Origin of the sequence: Dyella thiooxydans (assembly GCF_001641285.1) — a bacterium.
In the GTDB taxonomy this organism is placed as follows: domain Bacteria; phylum Pseudomonadota; class Gammaproteobacteria; order Xanthomonadales; family Rhodanobacteraceae; genus Dyella_A; species Dyella_A thiooxydans.
This window is the reverse complement of record NZ_CP014841.1, coordinates 2,564,146-2,577,905: the sequence shown is the minus strand read 5'-3', so window position 1 is coordinate 2,577,905 and position 13,760 is coordinate 2,564,146. Positions and strand designations below refer to the sequence as shown.

Here is a 13,760-nt window from a genome sequence, read left to right as displayed (position 1 = left end):
TGGTTTCCCGAATTTCCTCCCCCTGGAGTTTCCCCATGTTGCGTCCCATCGCCCTAGCCCTGGCTCTGACCTTCGGTGCCGCGCTCGCCACTCCGGCGCTGGCGCAGGATCCCGCCCCGGCGGCTTCCGCGCAGCAGACCCCGGAGCAGGTCGTGCAGACCATCGCGCACGATCTGGACACCACCATCGCCGGCCACCGCGACGAGCTGAAGAACAACAAGGAAAAGCTCATCGGCGTGATCGATGACATTTTCCTGCCGCACTTCGACATCGACTACGCCTCGATCCTGGTGCTCGGCCAGCACGCGCGCGAGGCCACGCCGGAGCAGCGCGAGCGCTTCGCCAAGGCGTTCTACAACTCGATCACCAACCGCTACGCGGAAGGCCTGCTCAACTACACCAAGGGCGCGGTGGTGGTGCTGCCGTTCAACGGCGACCTCAACAACAAGCGCACCGTGGTGCGCACCCAGGTAGTGCTGGAGGATGGCAAGAAGGTCGCCGTCGACTACGCGTTCCGCAAGACCCGCAGCGGTGAGTGGAAGGCCTACGACGTGATCATCGAGGGCATCTCCTACATCACCAACTACCGCAACCAGGTGGACGCGGAGATCCGCAAGGTCGGCATCGACAAGCTGATCACCAACCTGGAGACGCGCGGCGAGGACGCCCTGAAGTCGATGGAGCAGGACAGCAAGGCCAAGGCTCCGTGACGAGCGCGGCCTGCCAGTTCGAGGATCGTCCGGACGGCACGCTGGCCGTCCGCGGCGTGCTGACCTTCGATACGGCCAATGCCGCTTGGCGGTCCCTGCGCGAGCGGCTGGCCCAGGCTCCCGCGGGGACGCTCGATCTGTCCGCGGTGGAACGCAGCGACAGCGCCGGCCTGGCCTGCGTGCTGGCCGTGCTGTCCGAGGCAGGGAAGCACGGGCAGTCGTTGCAGGTAAGGGGTTTGCCGACCGGCATGCGGCGGCTGGCCCAGGTGTGCGAGGTGGAGTCGCTGCTGGCCGCGGGCTGACGGGGCCGATCCGCGCCGCCCCCCCCCCCGCACGAAAAAGGCCCCGTCATGGGGCCTTTTTCATTCCGGTCGCCGGAGGGCTTATTGCCCGCCGGCGGACTGGTCAGCCTGCTCGGCCTGCTTCGGGTGCTTGTTCTCCCACTGGTGCTGTTCCTGCAGCAGCTGGTCGGGATCGAAGCCCTGCTGGTCCAGGCCCTGCATCTGGTCGATCACGCTGGCCGGCGGATTGCCGTCGTAGATCTTGTAGAGCCGTCGCTGGCGGTAGGCATCGCGCACGAACACGTACGGATCGTAGGCGGACTTGAGGAAGCCCTCCGCATCGAAGGCGCGCGAGCGCAGGTTCACCAGGTAGACCAGCTGCGGGATGTACTGCTGGCCGTAGTGATAGCTGTGGTTGCGGGCGTAGATGGTCAGCGGGTCGAAGAAGTAGCCATCCACCGGCACCTGCCAGACGTCGCGCACCGTGGAGGGGCCGAGGAACGGCAGCACGATGTAGTCGCCCTCCGGCACGCCCCAGCGAGCCAGGGTGACGCCGAAATCGGTTTGCTGCAGCGGCAGGCCGAGCGAGCTGGCCGGGTCGAACAGGCCGCCGATACCCAGGGTCAGGTTGACCAGGAACCGCCCGGTGCTCTGCAGCGCCTGTTTGGGGCGGGCCTGCAGCAGGTCGTTGGCCACGGTGACCGGCTGCCGCAGGTTGGTGAAGAAGTCGCTCACCGAGCGGCGCACCGGCGGATTGGTGATCTTGCGGTAGCCCACCGCGACCGGACGGATCACCGCCTGGTCCACGGCGTCGTTGAACGCATAGACCTTGCGGTTGACCTTCTCGAGCGGGTCGTCGGTACGCGGTTTGGCGATGGCGCAGCCGGCGAGCAGGCAAACCAGGCCGAGCGCGGCGGTCCGGCGCAGCCAGGATGGAATGTGGGGGAAAGGCATCGATGAGTAATCCGTTGCGGTGCCGTGGGGAAATTAAGTGTACTTCTCGGTTTTATAATATGCACGCGTTTCGCCGCGCTTTCGTCCTGAATCGGCGGCAGACCAACCGGGCATGATACGGGTTGGCGCATTGCCAGCAAAGCCTACGCTGGATACACTGAACGACCTTCCAAGTTGCTTTACCGCCTGAGGATTTCGCATGGCACGCATTACCGTGGAAGACTGCCTTGAGGTGGTCGACAACCGTTTCGAGCTGGTGCTGATGGCGACCAAGCGCGCCCGCCAGCTGTCCAAGGGCGCCGAGCCGGCCGTCAATCCGGATCATGACAAGCCCACCGTGCTGGCGCTGCGCGAGATCGCCGATCGCCGCATCGACCAGGCCACCATCGACGAGATCGACCGCGCCGAACGCGAGCGTGCCGAGCGCGAGGCGCTGGAGTGGGCCGCGGCCGAGGTGGACGACGATCTCTCCAAGGGCGGGGACGACTGAGCATGTGCTCCGACGGCACCATGCGCTGCACGGGGTCGGTGGCGGAAGTCGCCGATCTCCGTGATGGTGCCTGCTGTCGTCCGGTCGCCCCGCGCGGGGTGACTGTCTGAGCGGGCAGCGCATTCCCGCACCCGTCGCCGCGACGGATCCTTCGCAGGACGCGGCGTTGCCGGACTACGTCCTGGCACTCAAAGACCGCCTCGCCTACCTCCCTGAAGACCAGGTCGAGCGTGTCGTTCGCGCCTTCCGCGTCGGTGCCCATGCGCATGCGGGGCAGGCGCGCAAGAGTGGCGAGCCCTACATCACCCATCCGGTCGCCGTGGCCGGCATCCTGGCCGAGCTGGGCCTGGATGCCGAAACCATCATCGCCGCGATCCTGCACGACACGCTGGAAGACACCCAGCTCAGCCGCATCGAGCTGGCGGGCGAGTTCGGCGAGACCGTGGCCGAGCTGGTCGACGGCGTCACCAAGCTGGACAAGATGAAATTCGGCAGCCGCCAGGAGGCCGATGCGGAGAGCTTCCGCAAGATGCTGCTGGCGATGGCCCGCGACATCCGGGTGATCCTGATCAAGCTGGCCGACCGCCTGCACAACATGCGCACGCTGGGAGCGAAGGACACTTCCTCGCGTCGCCGCATCTCGCGCGAGACGCTGGAGATCTACGCGCCGATCGCCCAGCGGCTGGGCATGAACAAGTTCAAGGCCGAGCTGCAGGACCTGGGTTTCCGCGGCCTCCATCCGGATCGCTACCGGGTGATCAGCGAGCGCATCCGGGCGGCACTGGGCAACCGGCGCGAGGCGATGGGCAAGATCGAGGCGGCGCTCACCCAGCGCCTCGCCTCCGAGCACATCGAGGCCCGCGTGGTCGGGCGCATCAAGTCGCCGTGGAGCATCTATTCGAAGATGCGCAGCGAGCACAAGACGTTCGCCCAGCTGATGGACGTGTACGGCTTCCGCGTGGTGGTCGATACCGCCATGCGCTGCTACATGGCGCTGGGCGCGGTGCACACGCTGTACAAGCCGGTGGACCGCCGCTTCAAGGATTTCATCGCCATTCCGAAGGCCAACGGCTACCAGTCGCTGCATACCGTGCTGCTGGGGCCGTTCGGTGCGCCGATCGAAGTGCAGATCCGCACCGCCGAGATGGATTCGGTGGCCGAGCGGGGCGTCGCCGCCCACTGGGCCTACAAGACCGACTCCGGCCCGGCCAACAGCGCCCAGGCGCGGGCGCGCGAGTGGCTGTCCGCGCTGGCCGACAGCCAGGCCAACACCGCCTCGTCGAGCGAGTTCATCGAGAACGTCAAGATCGACCTGTTCCCGGACGAGGTCTACCTGTTCACGCCGCGCGGCGACATCCTCTCGCTGCCGCGCAACGCCACCGCGCTGGATTTCGCCTACGCCGTGCACACCGACGTCGGCCACCATGCGGTGGCCGCGCGCGTGGACAAGAAGCTGGTGCCGCTGCGCACGCGGCTGGAGTCCGGGCAGCTGGTGGAGATCATCACCGCGCCGTCGGCGGTGCCGAACCCGGCCTGGCTGGAGTCGGTGGTAACCGGCAAGGCGCGCACGGCGATCCGCCAGTTCCTCAAGCATCTGCAGCACGAGGACGCGGTCGATTTCGGCCACCGTATGCTCGACCGTGCGCTCGATGCGCTCGGCTCCAGCCTCGATGGCATCGCGCCGGCCGTGCTCGATCGCTTCCTCGCCGAGGCCAAGCTGCACCGGCTGGAAGAACTGCTGGCCGACATCGCGCTGGGCAACCGGATGCCGGACGTGGTGGCCGCCCAGCTGGTGGCCGCAAGGGGCAAGAAGGCGGCCCGCACCGTGGCGACGACGGCGCCGAGCAGCGAGAAGATCCGCATCACCGGCGCCGAGCGCGGCGTGCTGAGCTTCGCCAACTGCTGCCATCCGCTGCCCGGCGACGAGATCGTCGGCTACCTGTCCGCCGGCAAGGGCATCGTGGTGCATCGCGAGGAGTGCCCCAACGTGGCCGAGCTGCGCAAGCAGCCGGAGCGCCGGGTATCGATCGAATGGGACCGCGACGTGCAGGGCGACTACCGTGCCGAGCTGCGCATCGAGGTCATCAACCGTCCCGGCGTGCTGGCCACGGTGGCCTCGGCGATCGCCGACGCCGACTCCAACATCGAGAACGTGGAATACGTCGAGCGCGACGCGGCGGCCGCCACGCTGTTGTTCACCATGGAAGTGAAGAGCCGCCGTCATCTCGCCGAGGTGATCCGCCGCGTGAGGCGCACCGGCGTGGTCAGCGCGGCGCACCGCTACCCGCTCTGACCGGCGCTTGCCCCGGACCGGCCGGACGTCGCACGATGCGGCGCTCCGTGATCCTTCCCCGAACCGAGGTGTCCCATGTCCCGCAGCATCATCGCCACCGACCAGGCGCCCGCCGCCATTGGCCCCTATTCGCAGGCCGTGCGCGCCGGGAACACGGTGTATTTCTCCGGGCAGATCCCGCTGGATCCGGCGACCGGCGCGCTGGTGCAGGGCGACATTCGCACGCAGACCCGTCGCGTGTTCGACAACCTCTCCGCCGTGGCGGCCGCGGCCGGCGGCTCGCTGGCGCAGATCGTGCGTGTGGGCATCTATGTCACCGACCTGGCGCATTTCGGCGAGGTCAACGCGGTGATGGCCGAGTATTTCGAGGCGCCGTATCCCGCACGTTCGACGATCGAAGTCTCGGCGCTGCCGAAGGAGGCCCAGGTCGAAGTCGATGCGGTGATGGTGCTCGACTGATCCGTCGCCGCGGCCACCACCCACGCCGGTGCGCTCCCGCGCCGGTGCGGCAGGGCGGCCGGCTCGGCTAGGCTTGGCGGGATGGCTGCCCGTTCCCGATCGACTCCCGCTCCCGCCGACGAGCCCGCGGGGCTCCGTCCGCTCACGACGCTGCCCGGCGTCGGTCCTGCGCTGGCCGAGTCGCTGGCGCGGCTGGGCCTGGAGCGGGTGCAGGATCTCTGGTTCCACCTGCCGCTGCGCTACGAGGACCGCACCCGGGTGACGCCCATCGCCGACCTGCGCCCGGGCGACCGGGTGCAGGTCGATGCGGTGGTGGAGGCGGTGGAGCGGGGTTTCCGCTATCGGCCCCAGCTGAAGGTTGCCGTGAGCGACGACTCGCGGCAGACCCTGCTGCTGCGCTTCTTCCATTTCCATCGCGCCCAGGCCGACCTGCTCAAGCCGGGCACGCGCCTGCTCTGCTACGGCGAGGTGCGTCTCGGGCCGCAGGGGCTGGAGATGGTGCATCCGCAGTACGAGCGGCTGGTCGGCAATGCTCCGCTGGTGCTTGACGAGCTGCTCGACCCGATCTACCCCACCACCGAGGGCCTGGGTACGCGACGACTGGCCGGGGTGATCGGCAAGGCGCTGGCGCTGCTGCCCGGCGACGAGGCGCTGGAACTGATCCCGCCGGCGCTGTGCGCCGAACATGGACTGACCTCGCTGCGCGAGGCGCTGCTGTACGTGCATCGGCCGCCGGCCGACGCCCACCTCGGCCAGCTCACCCTCGGTCATCATCCCTCGCAGCAACGGCTGGCCTTCGAGGAGCTGCTGACCCAGCACCTGAGCCTCAAGCGCCTGCGCGCGGCCGTGCGCAGGCGGCGCGCCCCGGCGCTGGGCGGCGACGGGGCGCTGGTAGCGCGCTTCCTCGCCGCGCTGCCGTTCCGTCCGACCGGCGCGCAGCAGCGGGTGGCGGGCGAGGTTGCAGCGGACCTCGCCCGGGCCAGGCCGATGCTGCGGCTGGTGCAGGGGGACGTCGGCTCGGGCAAGACCGTGGTGGCGGCGCTGGCTGCGCTGGCGGCGGTGGAATCGGGCTACCAGGTGGCGCTGATGGCGCCCACCGAACTGCTGGCCGAGCAGCACCTGCGCAATTTCCGGCATTGGCTGGAGCCGCTCGGTGTCGCGGTGGAGTGGTTGGCCGGCAAGGTGCAGGGCAAGACCCGGCAGAAGACGCTCGCCCGCGTCGCCGAGGGGGCGCCGGTGGTGATCGGCACCCATGCGCTGATGCAGGAGGGCGTGCTGTTCGGTCGGCTGGGGTTGGTGATCGTCGATGAGCAGCACCGCTTCGGCGTGCACCAGCGACTGGCGCTGCGCGACAAGGGGCTGGAGGGCGAGCAGGTGCCGCACCAGCTCGTGCTGACGGCCACGCCGATCCCGCGCACGCTGGCGATGAGCGCCTACGCCGACCTCGACGTTTCCTCGATCGACGAGCTGCCGCCGGGGCGCACGCCAGTGCAGACGGTGGCGATCTCCAATGCGCGTCGCGGCGAGGTGGTCGAGCGCATCGCCCATGCCTGCCGCGAGGGGCGGCAGGTGTACTGGGTCTGCACGCTGATCGAGGAGTCCGAGCAACTGCGCGCGCAGGCGGCCGAGGTCGCGCATGCCGAGCTGGTGGCGGCCTTGCCGGACCGGCAGGTCGGGCTGATCCACGGACGCATGAAGCCAAAGGACAAGCAGGCGGTGATGGACGCCTTCAAGGCCGGCGAACTGGCCGTGCTGGTGGCTACCACGGTGATCGAGGTCGGCGTGGACGTGCCCAATGCCAGCCTGATGGTGATCGAGAACAGCGAGCGGTTGGGTCTGGCCCAGCTGCACCAGTTGCGCGGTCGGGTCGGCCGCGGCGCGGTGGCCTCCAACTGCGTGCTGCTGTACCAGCCGCCGATCGGCGCCCTGGCCCAGGAGCGCCTGCAGGTGATGCGCGACACCAATGACGGCTTCCGCATCGCCGAGAAGGACCTGGAGCTGCGAGGCCCCGGCGAGGTGCTCGGTACGCGCCAGACGGGTCAGCTCGCTTTCCGCATCGCCGACCTCACGCGCGACGCGCATCTGCTCACCGCGGTCCAGTCGGTCGGGGAGCTGATGCTGCGCGAGCATCCGCAGTCGGCGGAGCGGCTGATCGAGCGCTGGGTGGGCGGCGCCGCGCGCTACGCCCATGCCTGATCCGGCTCGCGTTGTCCGGTCTCCCGCGACCCGCGTAAGCTAGGCCGCTTGAACCGATCGACGTGATGGCTGATGAGTAGACCGCACTTGCTGATTGATACCGACCCGGGCGTCGACGACGCACTGGCGATCCTGATGGCGCACGCCCATGCCGATGTAGCCGGGTTGAGTGTCGCTGCAGGCAATGTCGGGCTGGGCCACACCGTGCGCAACGCGCGAACCCTGGTCGATCTGATCGATGCCCGCACTCCCGTGTTCGCCGGCTGTTCCAGTCCGCTGGTGCGCCGGCCGGAAGAGGATGCCGCCTTCGTCCATGGAAGCGACGGGTTCGGCGACGTCGGGTTCCCGGAGCCGCAGGCGGGGGTGGAGGACGAGTCCGCGGCCCTGGCGCTGCTGCGCCTCACCCGCGAGCGGCCGGGCGAGCTCACCCTGGTGGCGCTGGCGCCGCTGACCAATGTGGCGCTGGCTCTCAGGCTGGATCCGACGCTTCCCGATCGCGTGAAGCGGCTGGTGGTGATGGGCGGCGCGGTCACCGGTCATGGCAACACCGGCAAGGTGCCGGCCGAATTCAACGTCGGTTTCGATCCCGAGGCCGCCCACGTGGTGTTCGAGGCCTTCCCGGAGTTCGACCTGGTCGACTGGGAGGCGACGCTCCGTTACGCCTTCGATGACGCCGAGTTCGATCACTGGCTGACCGCGGGCGACGAGCGGGCCCGGTTCTTCGGGCAGGTGTTCGGCACGGCGCGGGCATACAACCGCCAGAACGACCGCAGCGGGGTGATCGCCGCGGACGCGCTGGCCATGGCGGTGGCGATCGATCCGTCCATCGTCGTCCGCAGCGAGCGGCGCCACGTCGCGGTGGAGCTCGATGGCCGCCTGACCCGCGGCGCCACCGTGGTCGATTGGGCCGGCCGGCTCAAGCGTCCGGCCAATGCGAACATCGCGCTGGAGATCGATGCCGGGCGCTTTGCCGCCATGGTGCGTCGGGCGCTCGGCATCCAAGGTTGACCCCGCGCGTGCCTGCTGAGTACAATGCCGCTCTTTTCACCCGCAGCTTTGAGCCTGTCATGAAGCCCGATATCCATCCGAACTACCGCCCCGTGGTGTTCCAGGACCTTTCGTCCGATTTCGCGTTCCTGACGCGCTCGACGATCGCCGCGAAGGAAACCGTCAAGTGGGAAGACGGCAACGAGTACCCGCTGATCAAGGTGGATATCTCCAGCCATTCTCACCCGTTCTACACCGGCAAGCAGAAGACCATCGACCAGGGTGGTCGCGTCGACCGCTTCCGTCGTCGTTACGCGCAGAAGTAAGGCGCCTGCGCGGGCCGATCCACGGCCCGCCGATGTACGTAACCGAACACAGGGCAGGCCCCGCGCCTGCCCTGTGCTTTTTCGTGGCCGCCATTCGACCATCCGCTGACGCATGTCCGCGGGGAGGTTGTGCGATAATGGCGGGCCCGGGCGCTCCGATGCCCGTCGCAGCGTTGGTCTTCCCCAGCCGGCGCTGTCCCGATTCCCTCGCCAGCCGGTGCCGCGCCCGTGGCCGCCTGCGGCGGTGACATACGTGAAGGAGGTTTCCGTGTCCGAGTCCAAGATCGTCAAGCTGACCGACGAGTCGAACAACCGCAGCAGCGAGCTGCCCCTGGTGAGCGGCACGCTGGGTCCGTCGTGCATCGACCTCGGCACGCTGTACAAGGACACCGGCCACTTCACTTACGACCCGGGTTTCGGCAGCACCGCTGCCACCAAGAGCGCGATCACCTACATCGACGGCGACCAGGGCGTGCTGCTGTACCGCGGTTACCCGATCGAGCAGCTGGCCGAGAAATCCAGCTTCCTCGAGGTGGCCTATCTGCTGCTCAACGGCGAGCTGCCCAAGCAGGCCGAGTTCGCCAGCTTCGAGCACCAGATCACGCATCACACGATGATGCACGAGTCGCTGAAGAACTTCTTCCAGGGCTTCCACCACAACGCGCACCCGATGGCGATGCTGGCCGCCTCGATCGCCTCGCTGTCGGCGTTCTACCACGACGACCTCGACGTCGATAACCCGGAAGACCGCAAGCTCGCCGCGATCCGCCTGATCGCCAAGATGCCGACCATCGCCGCCGCGGCCTACCGTTATTCGATCGGCTGGCCGATGCGCTATCCGCGCAACAACCTCGAGTACGTCACGCGCTTCCTGCACATGATGTTCGAGGTGCCGAGCGAGCCACTGCAACTCAACCCGGTGGCCGCCAAGGCGCTGGATCTGCTGTTCATCCTGCACGCCGACCACGAACAGAACGCCTCCACCTCGACCGTCCGCCTGGTCGGTTCGACCGGCGCCAACCCGTACGCCTCGATCGCCGCCGGCATCACCGCGCTGTGGGGCCCGGCGCACGGCGGCGCCAACGAGGCGGTGCTGAAGATGCTCGAGGAGATCGGCACGCCGGACAAGGTCGAGACCGCCGTCAAGCGCGCCAAGGACAAGAACGACAACTTCCGCCTGATGGGCTTCGGCCATCGCGTCTACAAGAACTTCGATCCGCGCGCCAAGATCATCCGCGAGATGTGTCACAAGGTGCTGGGCGAGCTGGGCGTCAACGACCCGCTGCTCGACGTGGCGATGAAGCTGGAAGAGGCGGCGCTGAAGGACGAGTACTTCGTCGAGCGCAAGCTGTACCCGAACGTCGACTTCTACTCGGGCATCATCTACAAGGCGCTGGGTATCCCGACCGAGATGTTCACCGTGATGTTCGCCATTGCCCGCACCGCCGGCTGGATCGCACACTGGATCGAGCAGCACGAGACGCCGGGGGCCCGCATCGGCCGTCCGCGTCAGGTCTACACCGGTTCGGCGCCGCGCGACTTCGTGCCTGCCGACAAGCGCTGACCCGGGCGTCCATCCGGCGTCAAGCCGGATGGACCGTCTCAGGAAAAACGCCCCGGGGTGACCGGGGCGTTTTGCTTTTCAGCGCAGTGCGGCGAGCTTGCGCTCCAGTGCGTCTTCCTCGTCCTGCTCGTGCAGCAGTTGCTCCACTGCAGCCAGCCCCGCGCGGCGCATCGGCCGCTCGTCGACGCGATCGACCGGCGCCTGGCGCAGCGCATCCACCGGGAGCACCGTGAGGTCGAAGGACAGGCCGTCGGCGGAAAACAGCACCACCGGGAACTCGGCCGTGTCGTCGCGGCTGGTTCGCAGTCGCCGGGTCTGGGTCTCGTAAGGCACGCCGCGCCCCTGCAGGAAGCGCAGCACCGCCTCGGGATCATCGCTGAAAAGATGCAGGCAGATCGCCGAGTGTGCGTCCGCGGTTCCCTCCAGCACGGCGCCCACCAGGCGTGGCTGGAAGTCATCGAGGAAGCGCATGGCCTCTACCGCGGCCTCGCGACAGCGTCGCAGATGCTGCGGTTGGCTGTCGGCCTGGAAGATCCGCTGGTGCTCGCGCAGTGCACGCTCGATCTCGTCGTTGCGGGGCAGGCTCTGCGCATCCAGGATGCCGAGCCGCTCGGAGGCCTTCAGCTTGGCATGATGGAAATCGCGGATGCCGTGCTCGCTCATCAGACGGGCCGCCTCCTGGGCGACGCGCAGCCGGTTGCGCTGCAGGCGGTCATGGGCGTGGATGCGGTGGTGCTCGCCTCGGGCCATGTCTCGCTCCTTCCTCGGTGGCCGCCGCCCGGGGCCGGGCGGCAGTCGCGGGATCGATCCTACCTGCTGAGTCAGAAAATGTCGTAGGCGTGCTTCTTGTCCTTGTCCTGCTGCTGCTGCGCCGCCTGGCTGCGCAGCTTGTCCAGGTCCTCGACCTTGAAGACCTCGGGCATGGTGTCGGCGTCGCCCGGTGGTGCCGGCAGGCCGGTGGTGCGATCGATGGTGATCGTGCTGATGCCGGGGGGCATGGGCAGCGAGTTCTCGGGCAGTCCCTTCAGTGCCGCGCCCATGTACTGCATCCAGATCGGCAGGGCGGCCTGCGCACCGAACTCGGCCACGCCATTGGCGCGTCCCAGCGAGGTGAAGTCGTCGAAGCCGACCCAAACCGCCGTCGACAGATCGCCGTTGAAGCCGACGAACCATGCGTCGCGATGATCGTTGGTGGTGCCGGTCTTGCCGGCCAGGTCGGGACGATTGAGTGCGCGGGCCGCCGCGCCGGTGCCATGCAGGATCACGTCCTTCATCAGCGAGGTGATCAGGTAGTCGTTGCGGATGTCGATCACGTGCGGAGCCAGCACCGGGGGAGCCTTGGCGTCGCCGTGGGCATCCTCCGGCAGCACCGTGTCGCCGACGTCGGCGAGGCTGGCGGCAGTCGCGGGTGCCGACGCCGAGATGGCCGGCGCCGCGGCCACGGAGGCGCTCTTCTCCGCGGGCGGCGGACCCGGCGGCTGCGGATTGAGCAGCCGTTCCTGGCAGGAGCGGCAGGCGCGCGCAGGGTTGGCCAGATACACCGGCTTGCCGTCGCGGTCGTCGATCTCCTTGATGAAGTAGGGCTTCACCAGATAGCCGCCGTTGGCGAACACGGAATAGCCACGCGCCATGTCCATCGGCGAGACCGAGGCCGTGCCCAGCGCCATGGACAGGTTGGCGGGCAGGGCGTCCAGCGAGAAGCCGAAGCGCGTGGCGTACTCGCGAGCGAAGGCGACGCCGATGGCGTCGAGCAGTCGTACCGACACCAGGTTCTTCGACTCCACCAGCGCCTGGCGCAGGCGGATCGGGCCGTCGAACTTGTTGTCGTCGTTGGCAGGGGTCCACAGCCCGCCCGGTTTGGACGGATCCGGCAGGGCCAGCGGGGCGTCGTTGAGGATGGAGGCCGGGGTGAAGCCGCGCTCGAAGGCGGCCGAATAAATGTAGGGCTTGAAGCTGGAGCCGGGCTGGCGGGCGGCCATCACGGCGCGGTTGAACTTGCTGCGGGCGAAGTTGAAGCCGCCGACCAGTGCCTCGATCGCGCCATCCTCCGGATTCACTGACGCCAATGCGCCCTGCACCTTCGGGACCTGCGCCAGCTCCCATTGCCCCTTGTCGTTGCGGGCGAGCCGGATGATGTCGCCGCGCTTGAGCACGGTGTCCACCGTCTTCGGGGTGGCCCCGGTGCGGGTGTCGCTGACATAGGGGCGCGCCCACGACACGGCGGCCAGGTCCAGCGTGGCGCTCTCACGGGAGGAGAGGTAGACCGTCGCCTGTTGCGGAGTCACCGCGGTGACCACGCCAGGCAGCATGCCGGATACGCTCGAGTAGCTTGCGAGCACGTCGTCGAACGCCTTGGTGCCGGCATTCGCCGGCAGGTCGGTGTGGGCTTCGGGGCCGCGCCAGCCGTGGCGGCGGTCGTAGGCCACCAGGCCGTCGCGCAGCGCCTGCACGGCCTCGGTCTGGCGCTGGCTGTCGAGGGTGGTCTTGACCACGTAGCCGTCGGTCAGCGCATCGTTGCCGAGCCGGTCGAGCACCTGCCGGCGCACCATCTCGGCCAGGTACGGCGCCTCGACCTCGATCGGCTGCTCGTGCGGGTAGGCGTTGTTCGGTTCCCTGATCGCCTGTTCGTATTCCTGCTTGCTGATGTAGCGGTGCTCGAGCATCTGGCCGAGCACCCAGTTGCGGCGGGCCAGCATGCGGGCCGGGCTGTTGATCGGGTTCACCGCCGACGGCAGCTGGAAGGTCGAGGCGATGGTGGCGCACTCGGCGATGGTGAGCTGGTCGAGTGTCTTGCCGTAGTAGTACTCGGCGGCCGCGGCAACGCCGTAGGCGCGATGGCCGAGGAACATCTTGTTGAGGTAGAGCTCGAGGATCTGGTCCTTGGTGAGCTCGTTCTCCATCCGCACGGCGATGAAGATCTCGATCAGTTTGCGCGAGTAGAGCTTCTCCGGGCTGAGGAAGAAGTTGCGTGCCACCTGTTGGGTGATGGTGGAGCCACCGGAGCCCTTCTCGCCACCGGAGATGATCACGTGCCAGGCCGCGCGCGCGATGCCGTGCCAGTCGAAGCCCGGGTGGCTGTAGAAATCGGCATCCTCGGCCGACAGCACGGCATGCTTCAGGCGATCCGGTACGTGGGCGATGTCCACCGGGATGCGACGGGTCTCGCCGAAGGTCGCGATCAGCTTGCCGTCCGCGCTCTCCACGCGGAGCGGGACCTGCATGCGGTAGTCCTTGAGCTGGTCGACGTTGGGCAGTCGGGGGGCGATGAGCCAGTAGGCGACGCCGAGTGCGGCTACGCCGAGCAGCAGTCCCGAGAAGGCCAGGATCAGTGCCCAGCGGAGCAAACGCTTGAAAATTCGCATGAGTATTGGGGTAGCGAGACCTGAGTCAAAACGTGCCAGAGTATAGATGTAGCAGTATCCACCACACGGCCGGCGGTCTTCCGCAGGAAGCTGCGCCAGTTGAACTCCAATGACTCAAATGTGTGTCCCATCACGCCA

The 13,760-nt window shown here is 68.0% G+C and carries 12 protein-coding genes; 9 read left to right on the top strand and 3 right to left on the bottom strand.

Annotation, left to right across the window (positions count from 1 at the left end):
• Window positions 1–35: 35 nt before the first annotated feature.
• Window positions 36–710 (top strand): MlaC/ttg2D family ABC transporter substrate-binding protein, encoded by a 675-nt coding sequence (locus ATSB10_RS11725; RefSeq protein ID WP_017463456.1) that lies wholly within the window; start codon window positions 36–38, stop codon window positions 708–710.
• Window positions 707–1,012, top strand: a complete 306-nt coding sequence (locus tag ATSB10_RS11720) for an STAS domain-containing protein (protein WP_063672991.1) — start codon at window positions 707–709, stop codon at window positions 1,010–1,012. Before ATSB10_RS11725 ends, ATSB10_RS11720 begins: the two co-directional genes overlap by 4 nt.
• An 81-nt stretch (window positions 1,013–1,093) precedes the next feature.
• On the opposite strand, the gene ATSB10_RS11715 is transcribed toward ATSB10_RS11720, so the two are convergent.
• Window positions 1,094–1,945 carry an MlaA family lipoprotein gene (locus ATSB10_RS11715; RefSeq protein WP_063672990.1) on the bottom strand — a complete coding sequence of 284 codons (852 nt, stop codon included), beginning with the start codon at window positions 1,943–1,945 and terminating at the stop codon, window positions 1,094–1,096.
• 199 nt (window positions 1,946–2,144) lie between these two features.
• On the opposite strand from ATSB10_RS11715, the gene rpoZ reads away from it, so the two are divergent.
• The 7 genes from rpoZ to ATSB10_RS11680 all read left to right on the top strand — a co-directional run bounded on the left by rpoZ (window position 2,145) and on the right by ATSB10_RS11680 (window position 10,260).
• Window positions 2,145–2,435 (top strand): DNA-directed RNA polymerase subunit omega, encoded by a 291-nt coding sequence (gene rpoZ, locus ATSB10_RS11710; protein WP_017463453.1) that lies wholly within the window; start codon window positions 2,145–2,147, stop codon window positions 2,433–2,435.
• A 121-nt stretch (window positions 2,436–2,556) separates the two neighbouring features.
• Window positions 2,557–4,728, top strand: coding sequence for a RelA/SpoT family protein (locus ATSB10_RS11705; RefSeq protein WP_083966196.1), 2,172 nt, complete (start codon window positions 2,557–2,559; stop codon window positions 4,726–4,728).
• Between the two features lie 75 nt (window positions 4,729–4,803).
• Window positions 4,804–5,187, top strand: coding sequence for a Rid family detoxifying hydrolase (locus ATSB10_RS11700; RefSeq protein ID WP_063672988.1), 384 nt, complete (start codon window positions 4,804–4,806; stop codon window positions 5,185–5,187).
• An 81-nt stretch (window positions 5,188–5,268) separates the two neighbouring features.
• Complete coding sequence (recG, locus tag ATSB10_RS11695) at window positions 5,269–7,383, top strand: ATP-dependent DNA helicase RecG (RefSeq protein ID WP_063672987.1); 2,115 nt, start codon at window positions 5,269–5,271, stop codon at window positions 7,381–7,383.
• 72 nt (window positions 7,384–7,455) lie between these two features.
• Complete coding sequence (locus tag ATSB10_RS11690; protein ID WP_063672986.1) at window positions 7,456–8,391, top strand: nucleoside hydrolase; 936 nt, start codon at window positions 7,456–7,458, stop codon at window positions 8,389–8,391.
• A gap of 59 nt (window positions 8,392–8,450) precedes the next feature.
• Window positions 8,451–8,696, top strand: coding sequence for a type B 50S ribosomal protein L31 (locus tag ATSB10_RS11685; protein WP_063672985.1), 246 nt, complete (start codon window positions 8,451–8,453; stop codon window positions 8,694–8,696).
• A 268-nt stretch (window positions 8,697–8,964) separates the two neighbouring features.
• The gene (locus ATSB10_RS11680) at window positions 8,965–10,260 is read left to right on the top strand and encodes a citrate synthase (RefSeq protein WP_063672984.1); all 1,296 of its coding nucleotides are present in this window, start codon (window positions 8,965–8,967) and stop codon (window positions 10,258–10,260) included.
• A 78-nt stretch (window positions 10,261–10,338) separates the two neighbouring features.
• Here ATSB10_RS11680 and ATSB10_RS11675 read toward each other — a convergent pair whose 3' ends face one another.
• Both ATSB10_RS11675 and ATSB10_RS11670 read right to left on the bottom strand, forming a co-directional pair.
• On the bottom strand, window positions 10,339–11,010 hold the full coding sequence (locus ATSB10_RS11675; protein WP_063672983.1) for a hypothetical protein: 672 nt from the start codon (window positions 11,008–11,010) through the stop codon (window positions 10,339–10,341).
• A 71-nt stretch (window positions 11,011–11,081) separates the two neighbouring features.
• Window positions 11,082–13,622 (bottom strand): penicillin-binding protein 1A, encoded by a 2,541-nt coding sequence (locus ATSB10_RS11670; RefSeq protein ID WP_063672982.1) that lies wholly within the window; start codon window positions 13,620–13,622, stop codon window positions 11,082–11,084.
• Between the last annotated feature and the right edge of the window lie 138 nt (window positions 13,623–13,760).

Bases quoted from the DNA above. Each gene is read 5' to 3' on its own strand.
- ATSB10_RS11690 (WP_063672986.1), top strand. From the start codon at position 7,456: ATGAGTAGACCGCACTTGCTGATTGATACCGACCCGGGCGTCGACGAC.
- ATSB10_RS11685 (WP_063672985.1), top strand. From the start codon at position 8,451: ATGAAGCCCGATATCCATCCGAACTACCGCCCCGTGGTGTTCCAGGAC.
- ATSB10_RS11700 (WP_063672988.1), top strand. From the start codon at position 4,804: ATGTCCCGCAGCATCATCGCCACCGACCAGGCGCCCGCCGCCATTGGC.
- ATSB10_RS11715 (WP_063672990.1), bottom strand. From the start codon at position 1,945: ATGCCTTTCCCCCACATTCCATCCTGGCTGCGCCGGACCGCCGCGCTC.
- ATSB10_RS11675 (WP_063672983.1), bottom strand. From the start codon at position 11,010: ATGGCCCGAGGCGAGCACCACCGCATCCACGCCCATGACCGCCTGCAG.
- rpoZ (WP_017463453.1), top strand. From the start codon at position 2,145: ATGGCACGCATTACCGTGGAAGACTGCCTTGAGGTGGTCGACAACCGT.
- recG (WP_063672987.1), top strand. From the start codon at position 5,269: ATGGCTGCCCGTTCCCGATCGACTCCCGCTCCCGCCGACGAGCCCGCG.
- ATSB10_RS11670 (WP_063672982.1), bottom strand. From the start codon at position 13,622: ATGCGAATTTTCAAGCGTTTGCTCCGCTGGGCACTGATCCTGGCCTTC.
- ATSB10_RS11725 (WP_017463456.1), top strand. From the start codon at position 36: ATGTTGCGTCCCATCGCCCTAGCCCTGGCTCTGACCTTCGGTGCCGCG.